This is a genomic window from Bradyrhizobium sp. LCT2 (genome assembly GCF_009931255.1).
Lineage (GTDB): Bacteria > Pseudomonadota > Alphaproteobacteria > Rhizobiales > Xanthobacteraceae > Bradyrhizobium > Bradyrhizobium diazoefficiens.
Genome location: NZ_CP034432.1, coordinates 6,962,450 through 6,982,783, shown reverse-complemented (window position 1 = coordinate 6,982,783; position 20,334 = coordinate 6,962,450). Strand labels below are relative to the sequence as shown.

The 20,334-nt window shown below is 66.8% G+C and carries 15 protein-coding genes and 1 pseudogene; 10 read left to right on the top strand and 6 right to left on the bottom strand.

The window, feature by feature from the left end:
• The first annotated feature begins 51 nt into the window (after positions 1-51).
• Positions 52-1,296: an MFS transporter gene (locus EI171_RS33200; protein WP_161535824.1), complete on the top strand. Its 1,245-nt coding sequence runs from the start codon at positions 52-54 to the stop codon at positions 1,294-1,296.
• Here the strand turns inward: EI171_RS33200 and EI171_RS33195 are convergent.
• From EI171_RS33195 to hpaH, 6 genes are all read right to left on the bottom strand, one after another.
• Positions 1,274-2,899 (bottom strand): thiamine pyrophosphate-dependent enzyme, encoded by a 1,626-nt coding sequence (locus EI171_RS33195; RefSeq protein WP_161535823.1) that lies wholly within the window; start codon positions 2,897-2,899, stop codon positions 1,274-1,276. The genes EI171_RS33200 and EI171_RS33195 overlap by 23 nt on opposite strands.
• A 25-nt stretch (positions 2,900-2,924) precedes the next feature.
• Positions 2,925-3,794 carry a fumarylacetoacetate hydrolase family protein gene (locus EI171_RS33190; protein WP_161535822.1) on the bottom strand — a complete coding sequence of 290 codons (870 nt, stop codon included), beginning with the start codon at positions 3,792-3,794 and terminating at the stop codon, positions 2,925-2,927.
• Between the two features lie 3 nt (positions 3,795-3,797).
• Positions 3,798-4,781 carry a 3,4-dihydroxyphenylacetate 2,3-dioxygenase gene (gene hpaD / locus EI171_RS33185; RefSeq protein WP_161535821.1) on the bottom strand — a complete coding sequence of 328 codons (984 nt, stop codon included), beginning with the start codon at positions 4,779-4,781 and terminating at the stop codon, positions 3,798-3,800.
• Between the two features lie 126 nt (positions 4,782-4,907).
• Entirely contained in the window at positions 4,908-6,446 is a 1,539-nt protein-coding gene (gene hpaE / locus EI171_RS33180; protein WP_161535820.1) for a 5-carboxymethyl-2-hydroxymuconate semialdehyde dehydrogenase, read from the bottom strand.
• Positions 6,439-6,837, bottom strand: coding sequence for a 5-carboxymethyl-2-hydroxymuconate Delta-isomerase (locus EI171_RS33175; protein WP_161535819.1), 399 nt, complete (start codon positions 6,835-6,837; stop codon positions 6,439-6,441). The genes hpaE and EI171_RS33175 overlap by 8 nt, the downstream gene beginning before the upstream one ends.
• A 31-nt stretch (positions 6,838-6,868) precedes the next feature.
• A complete protein-coding gene (gene hpaH, locus EI171_RS33170; RefSeq protein ID WP_161535818.1) occupies positions 6,869-7,675 on the bottom strand; it encodes a 2-oxo-hept-4-ene-1,7-dioate hydratase in 807 nt (268 codons plus the stop codon).
• 111 nt (positions 7,676-7,786) lie between these two features.
• Here hpaH and hpaR point away from each other — a divergent pair, with 111 nt between their 5' ends.
• The 9 genes and pseudogenes from hpaR to EI171_RS33125 all read left to right on the top strand — a co-directional run bounded on the left by hpaR (position 7,787) and on the right by EI171_RS33125 (position 20,161).
• A complete protein-coding gene (gene hpaR, locus EI171_RS33165) occupies positions 7,787-8,305 on the top strand; it encodes a homoprotocatechuate degradation operon regulator HpaR (RefSeq protein WP_011085755.1) in 519 nt (172 codons plus the stop codon).
• A gap of 7 nt (positions 8,306-8,312) precedes the next feature.
• Positions 8,313-8,622, top strand: a pseudogene (locus tag EI171_RS33160) (malate dehydrogenase); the annotation flags it as partial.
• Positions 8,623-8,737: 115 nt separating this feature from the next.
• Positions 8,738-9,514 (top strand): HpcH/HpaI aldolase/citrate lyase family protein, encoded by a 777-nt coding sequence (locus tag EI171_RS33155; RefSeq protein WP_161535817.1) that lies wholly within the window; start codon positions 8,738-8,740, stop codon positions 9,512-9,514.
• Positions 9,515-9,682: 168 nt separating this feature from the next.
• Positions 9,683-11,206 (top strand): UxaA family hydrolase, encoded by a 1,524-nt coding sequence (locus tag EI171_RS33150; protein WP_028172348.1) that lies wholly within the window; start codon positions 9,683-9,685, stop codon positions 11,204-11,206.
• Between the two features lie 171 nt (positions 11,207-11,377).
• Complete coding sequence (locus tag EI171_RS33145; protein WP_011085759.1) at positions 11,378-11,899, top strand: PAS domain-containing protein; 522 nt, start codon at positions 11,378-11,380, stop codon at positions 11,897-11,899.
• A complete protein-coding gene (locus EI171_RS33140; RefSeq protein ID WP_161535816.1) occupies positions 11,877-13,181 on the top strand; it encodes a methyl-accepting chemotaxis protein in 1,305 nt (434 codons plus the stop codon). Before EI171_RS33145 ends, EI171_RS33140 begins: the two co-directional genes overlap by 23 nt.
• Before the next feature lie 294 nt (positions 13,182-13,475).
• On the top strand, positions 13,476-16,745 hold the full coding sequence (locus EI171_RS33135; RefSeq protein ID WP_011085761.1) for a DUF2126 domain-containing protein: 3,270 nt from the start codon (positions 13,476-13,478) through the stop codon (positions 16,743-16,745).
• Between the two features lie 27 nt (positions 16,746-16,772).
• Entirely contained in the window at positions 16,773-19,286 is a 2,514-nt protein-coding gene (locus tag EI171_RS33130; protein ID WP_161535815.1) for a circularly permuted type 2 ATP-grasp protein, read from the top strand.
• Complete coding sequence (locus EI171_RS33125; protein WP_161535814.1) at positions 19,283-20,161, top strand: transglutaminase family protein; 879 nt, start codon at positions 19,283-19,285, stop codon at positions 20,159-20,161. Before EI171_RS33130 ends, EI171_RS33125 begins: the two co-directional genes overlap by 4 nt.
• The last annotated feature ends 173 nt before the right edge of the window (positions 20,162-20,334 follow it).

The window sequence follows — 20,334 nt, the reverse complement described above, 5'->3', positions numbered from 1 at the left end:
TTCCTTAGGGCCAGTCTGTCGTCTAAGCTTCGGCGAGGGGGAGGCGGCGACATGACCACTGCACAGGTCTCGACTGGCGCGAGCACAAACGCGGCTCGCACGGGACTTTATCTCGCCCTGCTGCAATTGGTATTCACGCTGGGCTGGACGACCTACGTCGTCTACCTGCCAAGGCTCGCGGCGGATGTCGGCCTCGCGCCGGCGGTCGTGATTTTCATCCTGATGCTGGACCAGGCGATCTTCACCATTGCCGATACCGCGATGGGGATCGCGGCCGACAGGATCGCGCCCGTCGTCGGGCGGCTCGGCCTGTTCGTCGGCGTGCTCGCGGCGATCTCGTGCGCGGCCTTCGTCGCGCTGCCTTTCGTGGCCGGGGTCGGCGCGGGTGCGCAGGTAGGGTTGATCGCGCTGATCGTGGTCTGGTCGGTCACGTCGTCGGCCCTGCGCGCGCCGCCGCTGACCTTGCTCGGCAAGTACCGCGCCAGGCCGCAGGTGCCGTTTCTCGCGGCGCTGGCCATGCTGGGCTATGGCCTCGCCGGCGCCGTCTCGCCGTATCTCGGCGTGATGCTGCGCGAGCACGACGCGCGGCTGCCCTTCGTGATCTCCGGCGCGGTGCTGCTGCTGACGGCGCTCGGGCTGTCGCGGATCGAGTACGATGTGGCGCGCGACACCTCGCCGCCGACGCCGGCCGAGGCGGCCAAGCCGCTTGGCCTGGTGCCGATCGCCTTCATCGTCGCGATGGTGGCGCTCGCGCTCGGCTATCAATTGCACTTCGCCATGAACAGCGCGCCGTTCTATCTGCGGTTCGCCAAGCCGGACGAGCTGCAATGGTTGATGCCGGTGTTCTGGATCGGCTTCAACATCGCGATGTTTCCGGCGAGCCTCGTCGTCAAGCACCGTGGCGGCCTGATCGTGATGGGCGCCGCCGGATTGCTTGGAGCGGTCGCGATCGCGGCGGCGGAGCTTGCCGGCAGCCTCAACACGCTGATCGCCGCGCAGTTTCTCGCCGGCGCGGCCTGGGGCTGCATGCTGATGAGCGCGATCTCGGCCGCGCTGGCGATCGGCTCGACCGGTGCGGAGGGGAAGGTCACCGGCCTCGTGTTCTCGGCGCTGGCGCTCGGCACCTTCGCGCGGATGGCGGCGGTCGCCGGCGGCTTGCAGAAAATGCCCGAGTACGCGCCGCTGCTGCACTGGGCCCCGGTCGCCTGCTGGTCGGTCGCAGGTGCGGGCCTGTTGGTGATCGCGGCGGCGCGGCTTCAGGGCGTGCCCGGCCTCAAGGCTTCGGCGGGTGGATGAACGCCCACGGGCTGATTTCGGAGTCCCGCGTCACCTCGACCGAGATCAGATACGGCCCGCCGTGGCTAAGCGCCTTCTCCATCGCCGCCTTGAACTGGTCCGGTGCGGTGACGCGCGCCGCCGCCACGCCAAAGGATTCCGCGAGCTTGACGAAATCCGGGTTGACCAGATCCGACGCCACCACGCGGCCGTCGAAGCGCTCGCGCTGGTCGCGACGGACATTGCCATAGGCGTTGTTGTTGAACACCAGTGTCACCACGCCGATGTTGAACTGCACGGCGGTGGCAAGTTCCTGCACGCCGAACATGAAGCCGCCGTCGCCGGTGATCGCCACCACCGGCTTGTCCGGGTTCGCCACCTTGGCGCCGAGCGCGGTCGGAAAGCCCGAGCCGAGCGTGCCCTGATAGCCTGACGTGATGAAGGTGCGCGGCTCGTAGATCGGGAAGCCGTACCAGGAGGCGAAGCCGACCTGCGACAATTCATCGGTCACGATCGCGTTCGCCGGCAGCATTTCGCGCAGGATGTTCAGATACGCCATCTGCGGCTGGATGCGCTGGATTTCGGCTTGCGCGGTCGCGGTGGCCTCGCGGATCGCGCCGCGGCGGCCGGTGGTCTTGCTGTAGCCCGCCTTGCTGACGGCGGCGGCGAGATCGGCGGTCGCCGCCTTGGCATCGGCGACGATGGCGGTGTCCGAGATGAAGCGCCGCATCTCGACCGGATCGATGTCGATGCGGATGCTCTTCAACCCGTCGGGGCGGTAGGGCCAGCGCGACATGGTCGGCAGCTCCAGCCGCGTGCCGATGCCGATCATGAGATCGGTGTTCGGCCACAGTTTGTAGGCGGCGGCCATGGTCAGGCCGAGCTCGTGCGCGTTGGAGACGATGCCGCGGCCGCTGCGGAAGGCGACCACGGGCGCATCGATCATCTCGGCGAGCTCGAGGATCTCCTCGCCCGCCTCGATCGCGCCGCTGCCGACGAAGATCATCGGCGCCTTGCTGGTCTTGATCAGCGCGGACGCCTGCTTGATCAGATCAGGATCGGGTAGTGGCGCGGGCAGCGGCTCCAGCACCTGCGCAGCCGCGGTGTCCGCGCGTTGGGTAAAAATATCCCAGGGCATCTCGACCGAGGCGGGACCGCGCCGCCCGGAGGTCATCTCCTGGAAGGCGCGCGCCACGGTGGTCGGCGCGTTGCCGGGCGTTTCGATCCGGTCGGCCCATTTCACATAGGTGCGCAGGGTCGCGAGCTGGTCCGGCATCTCGTGCAGATGGCCGCGGCCCTTGCCGAGGAACTGCGTCGGCACCTGGCCGGTGACGCACAGCACCGGCTCGTTGCAGCCATAGGCGGTGAGCAGCGCCGCGCTGGCGTTGAGCACGCCGGGGCCGGGCACCACGCTGAACACGCCGGGCCTGCCGCTGGAGCGCGCATAGCCGAACGCCATGTAGCCGCAGGCCTGCTCGTGCCGCGCGCCGATCACCTTGAGCTGCGCCTGATGGAAGGCGTCGAACAGGCCGTAGATTTGCGCGCCGGGCAGGCCGAACACGGTGTCGACGCCATGGGCGACAAGGCCGCTTACGATCGCTTCGCCGCCGGTGAGGGTGGTCATTCTGCTATTCCATTTCAATCGTTGGTCAGGCTTCGTCGACGACGCCGTTTCGCAAGCGCCCAATGCCCTCGGCTTCGATCTCGATCATATCGCCGGGCTTGAGATAGCGCGGCGGATCGAACCGCGCACCGGCGCCGGTCGGCGTGCCCGTGACGATGACATCGCCGGGAACGAGCGTTGCGAAGGTCGAGATATAGCTGATGAGATAGCGGAACGGAAACATCAGCCGGCTGGTCCTGTCGTCCTGCCGCAGCTCGCCGTTGACATGTGTGGTGAGCCTGATGTCGGCGATCTGCGATTCCCGCATGTAAGGCACCAGCCACGGGCCGAGGCTGCCGCTGGAATCGAAATTCTTGCCCTGCGTGACGTTGAACTTGGCGTGGCGCAGCCAGTCGCGCACCGAGCCTTCATTGCAGAGCGTGAGTCCGGCGATGTGGTCGAGCGCCGTGCTTTCCGGAATGTGCCGGCCGGCCTTGCCGATGACGAGCACGATCTCGCCTTCATAGTCGAGCTGCGCGGAGGCGCGCGGACGGACCAGCGGCGTATCATGGCCCACGAACGAGCGGGGCGAGCGCATGAACATGCTCGGATATTTCGGCGCGTCCTGGCCGTCCTTGTACTCGGCATTGCGGTCGGGATAGTTGACGCCGATGCAGATGATCTTTTCCGGCGCAGGCACCGGCGGCAGCCAGGTGATCTCGCCGAGCGCGTGAACCGGCGTGCGGCCCGCGGCTTCCTCGGCAAGGCTGACGAGCTTTCCGGCGGCGATCACCTCGCGCAGCGTCGGATAATCCTTGGCGTAGCGCGCGGAGAGATCGACGATGCCGCCCTCGAGGACGGCGCCGTACCTGGGTTCACCCTTGACGGAATAGGTGGCGAGGCGAGGGAGCTTCATCGCTTAATCCGCCACCAGCACATCGGCGATGAATTTCGGCTCGCGCACGGTCTGGCCCGTGAAGGGTGAGCCTTGCTCGAACCAGGAGCGCGGGGCAGGTGCGCCCCACAACGTTTGGCGGCGCGGATCGCGCAGCGACCAGCGCAGCGGCTCATGGTCGTGATCCCCGGTGAAATAGTCGCTGGTGTAGAGCTCGAGGCGGTGTCCGTCAGGGTCGCGGACGTAGAGGAAGAACGCGTTCGAGATGCCGTGGCGTCCGGGGCCGCGCTCGATGTTCTTGACGAAGCCCGAGGAGGCCATGACGTCGCAGAGATGGATGATGTTCATCGCCGTCGGCGTCCAATAGGCGAAGTGATGCAGCCGCGGGCCCTTGCCGTTGGTGATGGCGAAGTCGTGGACATTGCCCTTGCGATGCATCCAGGCGGCGGCGATGCGCCCGTTCGGCCCGTCCTCCTCGGCATATTCGGTGAGGCGGAAGCCAAGCCGCGCATAGAAGTCCACGGTGTCCTGCACCTCGGCGGCGAAGACGTTGAAATGGTCGAGCCGCTGCGGGTGGCAGCCCCGGTAGAGGTCGTAGCGGCGAAGCAGATGCGGCCGCTTGTCCATCGCCGCATAGAGCTCGATCTGGAAGCCGAAGGGATCGGTGAATTGCAGGGTGCGGCCCTGGAAGGGCTGGTCGGCGAAGGCGTAGGCGAGGCTGTTCTCGGAGAGGAACGCGGCGGCCTTGTCGAGGTCTTTGTCGTTGCCGACCTTGAAGCCGAGCCGGGCGCAGGCGGGAGCAGCCGCCTTGCGCAGCACCAGCGAGTGATGCTGATGCTCCTCGGCCGCGCGCAAATACACGACCTTGTCGTCGGCATCCTCGACATGCAGGCCGACGGTGGTCTCGTAGAACGCGCGGCTGAGCTTCAGATCGGTCACGTCGAGCACGACGTGGCTCGAACGGATGATGTTGAAGGGCGGCTCGAAGATATGTTGCGGTACCGGCATTGGCGTTTCCCCTCGGTCCTGTCATTGCGGGGCGGCTCGCAGAGCCGAACCCGGAATCCATCGCGCAGCAGAGTTGGTGGATGAATGGATTCCGGGCTCGCTTCGCGCCCCGGAATGACCGTTTCCCTAAATTCCCAGTTTCTGAATCTTATGCGTGCCCCGCGCCAGCGAGACGTGCTTGGTTTCCATGTAGAAGTCGAACGAGTAGTCGCCGCCGTCGCGGCCGATGCCCGAGGCCTTCATGCCGCCGAACGGCGTCGGCAGATGGCGGACGTTTTCCGAGTTCAGCCAGATCATGCCGGCCTCCAGCGCGTCGGCGACGCGCAGCGCCCGGCCGACGTCGTTGGTCCAGACATAGCCGGTCAGGCCGTAGCGAATATCGTTGGCGACCTCGATCGCGTCGGCTTCGTCCTTGAAGGGCAGCACGGTGAGGAAGGGGCCGAACACCTCTTCCTGCGCGACGCGCATCTTGCCATGCGCGCCAGTGACCAGCGTCGGCTCGACATAATGTCCGCCGCCGGGGCCGTCATAGGCCTTGCCGCCGACCGCAATGGTCGCGCCGTCCTGGCGCGCGACGTCGAAATAGGAGCAGACTTTTGCCAGATGCCGCTCGTGGATCAGCGGTCCGATCTCGGTTGAGGGATCGAGGGGGTGGCCGACCTTCAGCGCCTTCACGCGCGCGGTCAGCTTCTCCACGAATTTCTCCGCAATGCTGGCCTGGATCAGCAGCCGGCTCGACGAGGTGCAGCGCTCGCCATTGAGCGAGTAGATCATGAACACGACGGCATCGAGCGCGCGGTCGAGATCGGCATCGTCGAACACGATCACCGGGTTCTTGCCGCCGAGCTCGAAATGCACGCGCTTCAAGGTCGGTGCACCCTGAACCATGATTGCCGAGCCCGTCGCGCTCTCGCCGACGAAGCCGATCGCCTTGATGGCGGGATGCTCGGTCAGCGCCTTGCCGGCCTCTTCACCGAAGCCGTGGACGGTGTTGAGCACGCCGTCGGGGACGCCGGCTTCCTTGACAAGTCTTGCGAGAATGGCGGCCGTCACCGGCGACCACTCGGCCGGCTTGTGCACGACGGTGCAGCCGGCGGCCAGGGCAGGCGCAATCTTCCAGGTCGAGAGCATGAACGGCGTGTTCCACGGCGTGATCACGCCGACCGGGCCGATCGGCACGCGGGTCGAGACGTTCCAGTGCTCATCGCTCGGCGTGTTCTGGCCGTCGCGGGCTTCCGCGCATTTGTCGGCGAAGAAGCGAAAATTCTCAGCGGCGCGGATCGCGGCCTTGGCCATGAAGCGATAGGCCTGCCCGGTGTCGATGCATTCCAGCACGGCGATGTCGTCGGCATTGTCCTCGATGGCATCAGCCACGCGATGCAGCAGCTTCTTCCGCATCGCGGGCCCCATCTCGCGCCAGGACTTGAAGGCCAGCGTTGCGGCGGTTGCCGCGCGATCGATATCCTCGGCATTGCCGCGCGCGACGCTCGCGAGCACAGCGCCATCGACCGGCGACTTGGTCTCGAAGGTCTCGCCTGAAATCGAGGGGACGATCTTGCCGTCGATCATGTGGCCGATGCCGTCGGCGCGCAGCGTCTTCAAGAGCGGCGCGACGCGGTCGCGGTTGGCCTGGAATACATCGGCTTTCGGGGTGGGCTTATCCATGGGCGGCCTCCACTTTCAGGGCGTCGTGGATGTTGTTGCGCTTCCAGCTGGTGTCCTTGTCGTTGATCTGCATGTCGAACGAGAGGGCGAACTTGCTGGCGGCGAAGACGGGATCGAGATGCCGCGAGAGGGCCTGGAAGACGTGCTCGCCGGCTGTCTTGCGGGTGGGGAGGTCGCGGCCCTCACCGATGCGCAGCACCATGTCGAGAAAGCCGTAGTCCTGCCTGCTATCCGCGATCGCATAATGCTTACACCTGACAGCGCGGACGCGGATGCCCCCGAGCGGGAAGATGCCGGTCTCCACCGCCGCCTTGCGCACCACTTCGCAGACCGCGCCGATGTCGAGGCGGCCGTCGAGATTGGCCGAATACTCGATCGTGAAATGCGGCATGGCGGTTTCACTCCCTGTCTTTTTTGTTCGCCTAGGCGAAGTAGCAGCTCACCGAGCCGTAGGCGCCATAATCGGCCTGAATTGTGTCGCCCTTGCGGGTCTCGATCGGGCGGATGAAGGAGCCGGCGAGCACGACCTGCCCAGGCTCCAGCGCAAGGCCGAGCGGCGCGATCTTGTTGGCAAGCCAGGCCACGGCGGTGGCGGGATGATTGAGCACGCCCGCGGCAAGGCCGGTCTCTTCCAACTGGCCGTTCCTGAAACACAGCGCGCCGATCCAGCGCAGATCGGCCTCCAGCGGGCGGATCGGCCGGCCGCCGAGCACGATGCCGGCATTCGCCGCATTGTCGGCGATGGTGTCGAAGATTTTTCGCGTCGCTTTGGTCTTGGGATCAACGCGCTCGATCCGCGTGTCCAGGATCTCCAGTGCCGGCACCACGAAGTCGGTGGCGTTGAGCACGTCGAACATCGTGCAGTCGGGGCCGGCGAGGCGCTTGCTCATGACGAAGGCGAGCTCGGCCTCGACGCGCGTCGCGATGAAGCGCTCGGTCGGAATGATCCCGCCGTCGGCGAAGAACATGTCGTCGAGCAGCACGCCGGAATCCGGCTCGTCGATGTTGAGCGCACTCTGCATCGCCTTCGAGGTCAGGCCGATCTTGTGGCCCTTGACGAGGCGCCCCTCGGCGATCTTGACGTCGACCCAGGCCTTCTGAATCGCGTAGGCGTCAGCGATGGTGATGCCAGGGAAATCCTGCGAGAGCTGCCGGATCTGCGTGCGGGTCTTCTCCGCCTGGTGCAGACGTCTCGCGCAAGCTTGGATATCGTCGTTGGAAAGCGCCATCTGTGATCTGACAAATCGTGGTGCGGGGAGATACTTAACATGTTAAGTGAATGCGTCAAACAGAATCTGGCCTTGCTGCACTGCAAACATTTTGCGGCTTGAAAGGGCGTCATGACGAAGAGACCGGCTGATCCCGCCAACGCTAGCGCGCCTGCCGCACGGCAGGTTCCGATGCGCGATTTCTCGCGCTCGCTGCCGATGTCGCTCTTGCGCGCGCGAGAGGCGGTGATGCGGCAGTTTCGTCCCTCGCTGCGTGAGCACGGCCTGACCGAGCAGCAATGGCGCATCCTGCGTGCGCTGGCGGCCATCGACGCCGCAGAGGTCACGGAACTCGCGCGCACGGCGTTTCTGCTCGGGCCGAGCCTGTCACGCATCCTGCGCGATCTCGAGGCGCGCAACCTGATCGAGCGCAAGACCGCGAAGGCGGACCAGCGCCGCAGCATGGTCTCGATCTCGAAGGAGGGCGTGAAGCTGATGGCCTCCGTCGCGCCGACGTCGGAGGCGATCTACGCCGAGATCACCAGCCGCTTCGGCGCCCGCAAGCTCGCCGAATTGCAGGAGATGCTCGGCGAACTCGAACAGAGTCTTGCGGGGCTCGGCGCCGGCAACGAGGCAAGTGCCGAGGAGTGAGGGCCAGGGCGCGCTGACCGGAACCGGGGCCACCTCCTGCGGCCGGCGCTTTGCCGACGGCATGCTGGCCTTCCCTGTCGATCCCCAAGGTGGTCGATACCTCCCATGTGTTCGATGCAGAGGTCTTGCGCCATGTCGACTTCAAGCCGGTAGCAGGGCTCGATCAGGTGCTGATTCCCGGCGATCCCGGGCGGAAAACCCGCATCCAGCGCACCCAAAACGGCATCCCCTTGCCGGATGACACCCGGGCGGCGATAGTGAATACCGCCCGCGAGGTCGGCGTCAGCGAAGTCAGCATCCAGAGGGTGACTGCATAGGTCTTGCGTCATTGCGAGCGTAGCGCGGCGCTCCGGTTCGCGCTAACAGCGGGGCCGTGCTGTCGCGGCGCTCGTCATGGTGACGACGGCCCAAACAACAAAGAAGGAAGGCAACGTGGCGAACAAGGTCAAGGAAATCTGGAAGTCGGGCAAGGCCGTTGTCAACGCATGGCTCGCGATTCCCTCCGGCTTCTCGGCCGAGATGATCGCGCAATGCGGCTTCGACAGCGTCACGGTCGACATGCAGCACGGCGTGCAGGACTATCTGTCGATGGTGCAGTGCTTCCAGGCCATGGACAAGCATCCGGTGACCCCGATGGTCCGCGTGCCCTGGAACGAGCCCGGCATCATCGGCAAGGTGCTCGACGGCGGCGCCTATGGCGTGATCTGCCCGATGGTCAACACGCCCCAGGAAGCCAGGAACCTCGTCTCCTATTCGAAATATCCGCCGCAGGGCGTGCGCTCCAACGGCCCGATCCGCGCCGGCATGTACGGTACCGCGGGCTCCTACCAGAAGACGGCGAACGCCGACACCATTCTGCTGCCGATGATGGAGACCAAGACCGCGGTCGAGAACATGGAAGCGATCCTCGACGTCGAGGGCATCGACGGCGTCTATATCGGCCCGTCCGATCTCGGCTTCTCCTACGGTCTCGAGCCGAAGCTCGACCGCAGCGAACCGGAGATCCTCGCGATCTACGAGAAGATCATCAAGGAGTGCGGCAAGCGCGGCCTCAACCCGGGCATCCATTGCAGCGGCGCCGAAGGCGCGGCGCGCGCCATCAACATGGGCTTCAAGCTCGTGACGCTGTCGAACGAGGTCGGCCTGATGACGACCTACGCCAAGATGCAGGTGAATGCGACCCGCAAGGATTCGGCGGGTAAGGCCTGAGCTTCCGTGTCCCGGACGCGGCGCAGCACGAAGTGATGCGCCGCAGAGCCGGGACCCAGTCGCTGGCGAAGCACATGACGTGACAACTAGGCCCCGGCTCAGCACCGCACCGCTTCGCGCTACGCCGCGTCCGGGGCACGATACTTTGAAGACCTAAGGAGACCTCTGATGACCATCAGCCCCGCCATCCGCCTGCATCCCGATGATGGCGTGCTGATCGCGCGCGCCAGCCTGCCGCCGGGAACAGCGGTGGCCGACGGCGTGACGACGGTCGAACGCATTCCCTCCGGCCACAAGGTCGCGATCAAGCCGATCGCGGTGGGCGAGCCGATCAGGCGCTACGGCCAGATCATCGGCTTTGCCACGGTGCCGATCGCGCCCGGCCAGCACGTGCACACCCAGAATTGCGGCATGGGCGATTTCGCCAAGGACTATGCCTATTGCGCCGACGTCAAGCCGACGCCGAACTTCGACCTGCCGGCGACCTTCGAAGGCATCCGCCGCCCGGACGGCCGCGTCGCCACGCGCAACTATATCGGCATCCTCACTTCGGTGAATTGCAGCGCGCATGTCGCGAGCCTCGTCGCCGACGTCTTCAAGAAGAACCCCTTCAGCGGCGACAACCCGCTGGCCGATTTCCCCAACGTCGACGGCGTGGTCGCGCTGACGCACAAGACCGGCTGCGGCATGACGCAGAACGAGCCGCTGGCGCTGCTCCGCCGCACGCTCGGCGGCTACGCGCGCCACGTCAATTTCTCCCACGTCATCGTGCTCGGCCTCGGCTGCGAAGTGAACCAGATCGGCGGCCTGATGGAGGAGCAGAAGCTCGCCGGCCGCCTCCGCGCGATGGACATCCAGGAGGTCGGCGGCACCCGCAAGACGGTGGAGGCGGGCATCGCCTTCGTGCGCGAGGCGCTCGCCGACGCCAACAAGGTGAAGCGCGAAACGGTGCCGGCAAGCGAGCTCACCGTCGCCCTGCAATGCGGCGGCTCCGACGGCTATTCCGGAGTATCAGCCAATCCGGCACTGGGCGCCGCCAGCGATCTCATCGTGCGTCACGGCGGCACCGTGATCCTGTCGGAGACGCCGGAGACCTACGGCGCCGAGCACCTGCTCACCCGCCGCGCCGTCAGCCGCGAGGTCGGCGAGAAGCTTGTCGATCTCATGCGCTGGTGGGACGCCTACACCGAGCGCGAAGGCGCCGAGATGAACGCCAATCCGAGCCCCGGCAACAAGGCCGGCGGCCTCACCACCATCCTGGAAAAGTCGCTCGGCGCGATGGCCAAGGCCGGCACCACCAACCTCGTCGAGGTGCTGCGCTACGCCGAGCCCATCACCAAGAAGGGTTTCGTGTTCATGGACACGCCCGGCTACGATCCCGTCGCGGCGACCGGGCAGGTCGCCGGCGGCGCCAATCTGGTCTGCTTCACCACCGGCCGCGGCAGCGTGTTCGGCTGCAAGCCGGCGCCGTCGATCAAGCTCGCCACCAACACGCCCATGTACAAGCGCATGGAAGAGGACATGGACGTCAATTGCGGCACCATCCTCGAGGGCGAGGAGAGCGTCGAGCAATGCGGCCAGCGCATCTTCGAGCTCATCCTCAAGACGGCCTCGGGACAGCCGACCAAGAGCGAGAGCTTCGATTTCGGCGGCGCCGAGTTCGCGCCCTGGGTGCTGGGCGCGACGATGTAGCGGTGCTGATGCACCTCGCTGCAGGACGCGGACACCTAAGTAGTCATACGTAGGTGTCATATGACCGCAGGAGCTCCTGCGGTCACTCGGGATTAACATTTCGCACCGTAATCGTGAGGTGATGCGGGCGACTCCTTCGAGGGCGCTGCCCTTCGTGAGGATTCGTCAACGATGACGCGTGCGATACGGCCGACTGGCGTGGAAAATCTCCTCGGTGAGGAGGAACTGATCGTATCGAAGACCGACCTCAAGGGCCGCATCACCTACGCCAACGACATTTTCATCCGCATGGCGAAATACAGCTATGCCGAGCTGATGGGCGCCCCCCATAGCCTGATCCGCCACCCCGACATGCCGCGCTGCGTCTTCAAGCTGCTCTGGGACACGCTTCAGTCCAAGCAGGAGATCTTCGCCTACGTCGTCAATCTGGCGAAGGACGGCAGTCATTACTGGGTGTTCGCCCACGTCACGCCGACGTTCGACGAACGCGGCAATATCGTCGGCTATCACTCCAACCGTCGCAAACCGGATCCGGCGCAGGTCGAGCGCATCAAGCCGATCTACAAGACGCTGTGCGCGGAAGAAGCGCGGCATGCCAATGCCAAGGACGGCATGCATGCGAGCTTCGATGCGATGGTCGGCCTGCTCAAGCAACAAGGTGTCGGTTACGATGAATTTGTGCTCTCTCTCTAAGGCGCAGGGAGCGACCGCGCTCGCGTGTATCCTCGCCGTCGTTACCTTCGTCCTCTCGCTCCTGGGTGTGACCGGAATCTCCGGCGCGGCGCTGCCTGGCGCGACGGTCGCGCTGCTCGGCTATGCCGTCTGGTGCCAGCGTCGCACGGCGGTGGCCGTCGATGAGGTCGCCGATGTGTGCCGCAAGGCGGCGCGCGGCGATCTCGAGGCGCGCATCCTGAGCGACCGTCAGGCCGGGCGGATCGGCGCCATCCAGAAGTCGGTCAACGACATGCTCGACATCACCGACGCCTATCTGCGCGAAGCCTCGGCGTCGATGGAGTATGCCAGCCGCGGCAAGTATTTCCGCAAGATCCTGGCGCGCGGATTGCCCGGCTCGTTCCGCCGTTCGGCCGCCGTGATCAATTCCGGCACCGACAGTCTCGGCCGCAGGGTCGTCGAGATCGCGGACCTCGCACAGCAGTTCGGCACGCATCTCGACCAGGTGGCCGGCACCCTCATGGGTGCCGCGACCGATCTCGAATCCGACGCCGGCCAGATGGCGGCGGCGGCCGAGAAGACCAGCCGGCAGACCTCCGGCGTGCTCAGTGCGTCCGATCATGCCTCGCGCAACGTCGCCACCGTCGCCAGCGCAGCCGAACAGCTTGCGTCCTCGATTGCCGAGATCGGCGGTCAGGTGACCGGCTCGACCGCGAGCACCGGACGCGCCGTGAACGAAGCCAATCGCGCCGGCAGCGAGATCCGCACGCTTGCGGATGCGGCGATGCGGATCGGCGACGTCGTCAAGCTGATCAGCGAGATCGCCGAGCAGACCAACCTCCTGGCGCTCAACGCCACGATCGAGGCGGCGCGTGCGGGCGAGGCCGGTCGCGGCTTCGCAGTGGTGGCCTCCGAGGTCAAGAGCCTCGCCAACCAGACCGCGAAGGCGACCGAGGAGATCAGCGCCAAGGTCGGCGAGATGCAGCAATCGACGACCAATTCGGTCGCAGCGGTCGAGGCGATCGCGCAGACCATCGCCGAGATCGACGGGATCACCGCTTCGATCGCGACCGCGATCGAGCAGCAAGGTCTTGCCACCCGCGAGATCGCCCACAACGTCCAGGAGGCGTCGGCCGGCACCTCCCAGGTCTCCTCCAACGTGACAGGCATCAGCGAGGCCGCCGCCGACACGGGGCGGGTTGCAAGCCGCGTCAACAGCGCCTCCGAACGCGTCCATGGCGAGGTCGAGACGCTCAAGCGCGAGGTCACGCAGTTCCTGCAGCGGCTGACCTCGGCGGCGTAGCGTCACCCTACAAGAGGTCGTCATGCCCGGGCTTGTCCCGGGCATCCACGTTCGTAGGGTGGGCAAAGGCGATCTTGCGCCGTGCCCACCATCGATCCACACGACGAAAGCGGTGGGCACGCTTCGCTTCGCCCACCCTACGATACTGCCCGTGTAGCTCGGATTACGCTTCGCTCCGTCCAGGCCTACGGGGCAACGACGGATACTTCCTAGGCACGGTCTGCCCGTTGTTAGTGCTTGATCGCACTGGCGTCAGGTGTTCTGCTCAAAAAAGCTGCTGGAGCACCGTACCCCGTGTCGATCTACGTCGCGTTACACCACGTCACGCACTACAAATACGACCGCCCGATCGATCTTGGTCCGCAGACCATCCGTCTGCGGCCGGCGCCGCACACGCGCACGCCGATCCTGAGCTATTCGCTCAAGGTCACGCCGGCCAACCATTTCGTGAACTGGCAGCAGGATCCGCAGGGCAACTGGCTGGCGCGCTACGTTTTTCCGGAGAAGACGACCGAGCTGAAATTCGAGGTCGATTTCACGGCGCAGATGACCGTGGTCAACCCGTTCGACTTCTTCGTCGAGCCCTATGCCGACAGCTTCCCGTTCGAATATCCCAAGGACCTGAAGACGGAGCTGGCGCCCTATCTCGAGACCGTCAAGCCGGATCGCCTGTTCGCAAAATTTCTCGACACGATCCCGCATGAAGCCCCGAACACCGTCAACTTCCTGGTCGATCTCAATCGCGAGCTTCAGAAACACGTCCGCTACATCATCCGCATGGAGCCCGGCGTGCAGACGCCGGAGGAGACGCTCTCCTCTGGCGCCGGCTCGTGCCGCGACTCCGCCTGGCTCCTGATCCAGACCCTGCGTCATCTCGGGCTCGCCGCCCGCTTCGTCTCCGGCTACCTGATCCAGATCCGTCCCGACATCGATCCGATCGAGGGACCGCCCGAGGTCGAGAACGACTTTACCGACCTGCACGCCTGGGCCGAGGTCTACCTGCCGGGCGCGGGCTGGATCGGGTTCGACGCCACCTCCGGCATGCTGGCGGGCGAGGGGCATATCCCGGTGGCCGCCACGCCGCATTATCGCTCGGCCGCGCCGATCTCCGGCGGTGCCGGCTTTGCCGAGGTCGAGTTCGCCTTCGACATGAGCGTGAAGCGCATCCGCGAGGCGCCGCGCATCACCAAGCCGTTCTCCGACGAATCCTGGGCGCGGCTCAACGATCTCGGCGAGCAGGTCGACGGCGATCTCGCGAGCGCGGACGTGCGGCTCACGATGGGCGGCGAGCCGACCTTCGTCTCGGTCGACGATCTCGAGGCGGGGGAGTGGAACACGGAGGCCGTCGGCCCGACCAAGCGCGCGCTCGGCGACGATCTGATCCGCCGCCTGCGCACGCGCTTCGCGCCGGGCGGGCTTCTGCATTACGGCCAGGGCAAATGGTACCCGGGCGAGAGCCTGCCGCGCTGGGCCTTCGGCCTCTATTGGCGCAAGGACGGTGTGCCGATCTGGAAGAATGTTGACCTGATCGCCAAGATCGAGAATCCGCGGCCGGCCCGGGCGAAGGACGCTGAGGCCTTCATGGAGGGCGCGGCGCTGCGGCTTGGGCTCGATCCCGGCTACATCATGCCGGCCTATGAAGACACCGCACTCTGGCTTCAGAAGGAGGCCGAGCTTCCCGTCAACGTCGATCCGACCGACTCCAAATTGTCCGATCCGGAGGCACGTGCGCGGATCGCGCGGGTGTTCGAGCAGGGACTCAACACCCCGCGCGGCTTCGTGCTGCCGGTGCAGCGCTGGAACGCGCCGCCGCGCTGGCGCAGCGAGCGCTGGACGTTGCGGCGCAATCATCTGTTCCTGACGCCGGGCGATTCCCCGCTCGGCCTGCGCCTGCCGATCGGTTCGCTCGGCTACGTCCCGCCGAACCAATATCCCTACATCATCGAGCGCGACCCGATGGAGGCGCGGGGCAAGCTGCCGGTGTTCACCCTCGCGGCGCGCCCGGAAGCGCCGCCGCGGGTCGCGCCCGAGCATCTCAACACGTCGATCCCGGTGCGCACCGCGATGTCGGTCGAGGTCCGCGACGGCGTGCTCTGCGCCTTCATGCCGCCGGTCGAGCGGATCGAGGATTATCTCGAACTCGTCGCGGCGCTCGAAGCGACCGCCGAGGAGATGCAGCTCCAGGTCCATGTCGAGGGCTATCCGCCGCCGTTCGACCCGCGCATCGAGGTCATCAAGGTGACGCCCGATCCCGGCGTCATCGAGATCAACATCCAGCCGGCCAAGAGCTGGCGCGACGCGGTCGACATCACCTCCGGCCTCTATGAGGACGCGGCGAAGGTTCGCCTCGGCGCCAACCGCTTCCTGGTGGACGGCCGCCACACCGGCACCGGCGGCGGCAATCACGTCGTGGTCGGCGGCTCCTCACCTCAGGACTCGCCGTTCCTGCGCCGGCCCGATCTGCTCAAGAGTCTGGTCTTGTACTGGCAGCGGCATCCGTCGCTGTCCTACTTCTTCTCCGGCCTCTTCATCGGCCCGACCAGCCAGGCGCCGCGCATCGACGAGGCCCGGCACGACAGCATCTACGAGCTCGAGATCGCGCTCTCGCACGTGCCGCCGCCGGGCTACCAGACGCCGCTGTGGCTGGTGGACCGGCTGTTCCGGCATCTGCTCGTCGACATCACCGGCAACACCCACCGCGCCGAGATCTGCATCGACAAGCTCTATTCGCCCGATGGTCCGACGGGGCGGCTCGGCCTCGTCGAATTCCGCGCGCTCGAAATGCCGCCCGATCCGCGCATGTCGCTGGCGCAGCAGCTCCTGATCCGCGCGCTGATCGCAAAGTTCTGGCGCGAGCCGCAGCAGGGCAAGTTCGTGCGCTGGGGCACGGCGCTGCATGACCGTTTCATGCTGCCGCATTTCATCTGGGAAGACTTCCTGGACGTGCTCTCCGAGCTGAAGCAGTTCGGCTATCCGTTCGAGCCGGAATGGTATCTGGCCCAGCTCGAATTCCGCTTCCCCGCCTTCGGCCGCGTCCATCATGGCGGCGTGACGCTGGAATTGCGCCAGGCGCTGGAGCCTTGGCATGTGCTCGGCGAGGAGGGGTCGGCCGGCGGCACCGTGCGCTATGTCGACTCGTCGGTCGAGCGCCTCCAGGTCAAGGCGGAGGGTTTCGTCGAGGGCCGCCACATCGTGACCTGCAACGGCCGCCGCCTGCCGATGACCTCGACCGGTCGCTCCTCGGAGGCCGTGGCCGGCGTCCGCTTCAAGGCCTGGCAGCCGGCCTCCGGCCTGCACCCGACCATTCCGGTTCACGCGCCCCTGACCTTCGACCTGATCGACACCTGGAACGGCCGCTCGCTCGGCGGCTGCGTCTATCACGTCGCCCATCCGGGCGGGCGCAGCTACGACACCAAGCCGGTCAACACCTATGAGGCCGAGGCGCGGCGGCTGGCGCGCTTCCAGGACCATGGCCATACGCCGGGGCCGATGCAGCCGCCGCCCGAGGAACGCACAAATGAGTTTCCGCTGACCCTCGACTTGCGAACCCCGCTCCTGCAATGAGTATGAGGGTGGGGCAGGGAGAGGCGCATGGGCGAGGGCGCAGCCGAAGAGGACGACAAGGCGGGTAAGGCGCAAAGCCAGCGCCGGCTCGCGCAATGGGTCCGCGACTATAGCCGCCTGCCCGGCATTCCCGACGAGTTCCTGGGGCCCGACGGCGCCCCGCGCGCGGTCTGGAGCCGCTTCTTCGATGCCTTCGGCGCGCTTGCGCCCGACGAGATCGAGCGGCGGTTCGGCATGGCCGACCGCCACCTCCGCGAGGCCGGCGTCACCTACCGCGCCCCCGGCGACAGTGCCGACCGGCCGTGGTCGCTCAGCCATCTGCCGCTGCTTATCGACGAGGCCGACTGGAAGCAGCTTTGCGACGGCATCACCCAGCGCGCCGAGCTGCTCGAGCTCGTGCTGCGCGACATCTATGGCGAGGGCCGGCTGGTCGCGGAAGGCGCGCTGCCGGCGGCCGCGATCGCCGGCAGTCCCGAATATCTCCGTCCCGTCTGCGGCGTGCCGCCGCCGGGCGGGCGCTATCTCTCGCTCTACGCCGCCGATGTCGGCCGCGGGCCCGACGGTCGCTGGTGGGTGCTCGGCGATCGCACGCAGGCGCCCTCAGGCGCGGGCTATGCGCTGGAGAACCGCCTCGTGCTCTCGCGCGCTTTCTCCGATCTCTACAAGTCGATGAACGTGCCGCGCGTCGCGCCGTTCTTCGAGGCGTTCCGCGACAGCCTGCGCGCACGCGCCGATCGCGACGAGCCGCGGATCGGCGTGCTCACGCCCGGCAGTTTCAGCGAAACCTATTTCGAGCACGCGACGCTGGCGCGCTATCTCGGCTTCCTCCTGGTCGAGGGCGACGATCTCGCCGTCAGCGACAACCGCATCCACATCCGCACCGTCGCCGGCCTGAAGCGGCTCGACGTGCTGCTCCGCCGCGTCGATTCCAATTCGCTCGATCCGCTCGAGCTCGATGCGTCTTCGCGGCTCGGGGTGCCCGGCCTGATCGACGTGCTGCGCAAGGACGGCGTCGTCGTCGCCAACATGCCGGGCTCCGGCGTGCTGGAGGCGCGGGCGCTGCTCGGCTTCCTGCCGGCGCTCAGCCGCCGCCTGCTCGGCGAAGAGCTGAAGATGCCGCACATCGCGACCTGGTGGTGCGGCCAGCGCATCGCGCGCGACGAGGTGTTGTCGCGGCTCGACGAGGTCGCGATCGAGGGCGCCTACCGCCGCGGCGTTCCCGGCTTCGACAGCAACGGTCCGGTGCTGGCGAGCGAGCTCGACGCCGCCGGACGCCAGCGCCTGATCGACGCCATCGGCGCGCGCGGCATGGACTATGTCGGCCAGGAGGTGGTGCGGCTCTCGACCATGCCGGTGTGGGAGCAGGGCCAGATCACGCCGCGCCCCTTCGTGCTGCGCGTGTTCGCAGCCGCCACACCCGACGGCTGGGCCATCATGCCCGGCGGCTTCTGCCGCATCGCCGAGCAGGCCGATGCGCGCGCGGTGTCGATGGGCGACGGCGCCCGCGCCGCCGACGTCTGGGTGGTCTCGGGCAAGCAGGTCTCGACCGCGACGCTGCTGCCCGCGACCGACAAGGTGCGGATCCGCCGCATCGCGGGCGTGCTGCCGAGCCGCGCCGCCGACAATCTGTTCTGGCTCGGCCGCTATCTCGAACGCGCCGAGGCGACCTTGCGGCTGGTGCGCGCGCTGGGCTCGCCGAGCGGGCCCAACAAGGGCACCGCGGCCTCGCTGCAATCGGCCGAACGCATCCAGCGCCTGCTGGTGGCCTGGGGCGCGATCTCGCAGACCTCGCGCGCGGCCCCCGGGCGGATCGCCGCCGAGGCGTTGCAGAGCGCGGAGCGCTTCGGCTCGGCCTTGTCGCTGGTGCGCGCGGCGCAGCGCACCGCGACCTCCCTGCGCGAGCGGCTGTCGCCCGATGCCTGGCAGGTCATCACCGAGATGGCTGAGCGCCTCGCCTACGAGGTCGAGGACGACGACAGCGTGCTGAGCGCGGCCGAGCTGACCTTGCAGGAACTGGCGAGCTTTGCCGGCCTTGCGCAGGAGAACATGAACCGCGCCGCCGGCTGGCGCTTCCTCGACATCGGCCGCCGCACCGAGCGCGCCATCAACACGGCGCGATTCGCGCGCCAGTTCGCCTATGACGAGGCCGGCGACGAGGATCTCGACATCCTGCTGACGCTGGTGGATTCCCAGATCACCTACCGCTCGCGCTATCTGCTGGCGCCGATCCTGGCGCCGGTGCGCGACCTCGCGGTGCTCGACGGCTACAACCCGCGTTCGGTCGCGTTCCAGGTGGCAACGCTGAACGAGCACATCGCGGCGCTGCCGAGCCTGAAGGAGCACGGCCTGATCGAGCAGCCGCAACGGCTTGCGGTGGCGGTGCAGGCGATGCTGGCGACGGCCGAGGCCGAGAAGCTCGAGGTCAAGACGCTGTTCGCGCTGGAGCAGGATCTGCTCAGCCTCGCCGAGGCGATCGGGCTGCACTATTTCCCGCACGGCCCGAACGCCAGCCGGCCGGAAAAGCTGACGGGGCTGGCGTGATCTACGACATCCGTCACGTCACGACCTACGAATACGAAAGTCCGGTCAGCTTCGCCCGCTGCACGCTGCGGCTGGAGCCGAAGAGCGGCAGCGGTCAGGAACTGATCTCGCACCAGGTCGAGATCCGTCCGCGCCCGTCCGAGCGCAATATCCGCCGCGACTTCTTCGGCACGCTGACCGAGAGCGTGGTGATCGAAGCCGCGCATCGCAATTTGCGCATCGACTCGCGCTCGCGCGTCGCCGTCTCGCGCCAGCCGCCGGCGCGCGATGCTGTCAGCCCGGCCTGGGAGAGCATCCGCGACATCGCATTCGAGGCAACCAGCCTCGGGCCGTCCTCCCCGGTCGGCTACGTCTTTGCGAGTCCGCTGGTGCCGGTGCTGCGTCCGGTCAGCGCCTATGCGGCGGAGAGCTTTCCACCCGGCGATGGCATCCTCAAAGGGGCGGTCGATCTCATGCACCGCATCCGCAACCAGTTTCGCTACGATCCCAAGGCGACGGTGATCTCGACGCCGCTCAACGAGGTCTTCGACAAGCGGCACGGCGTCTGCCAGGACTTTGCCCATGTGATGATCGCAGGGCTGCGCGGGCTCGGCCTGCCGGCGGCCTATGTCAGCGGCTATTTGCGCACCATCCCGCCGCCGGGCCAGCCGCGGCTGCAAGGCGCCGACGCCACCCACGCCTGGGTGTCGCTGTGGTGCGGGACGGAGCTGGGCTGGGTCGATTTCGATCCGACCAACGATCTTCTGGTCGCTGGCGACCATATCGTGCTCGCGGTCGCGCGCGACTTCTCCGACGTCTCCCCGGTCGATGGCATTATCGTCGGTTCGCCGAAGCAGAAGCTCGGCGTCGCCGTCGACGTGCTGCTGGTGGAATGACCGCGGGTCTCCGCCGTCCAGGACGATGCAGGCGCATGCGCCAGGCGGCGGCCCGTTCCCGTGGTCTCTTGTCAACATCCGATAAAGCGAATTTGATTTGTGTTGGGCGGCCGCAGTCCTGCCTGGCCCGCCCCGGGTGTATCGCGCCGTGACCGCAAACGCGATGTCGCAGC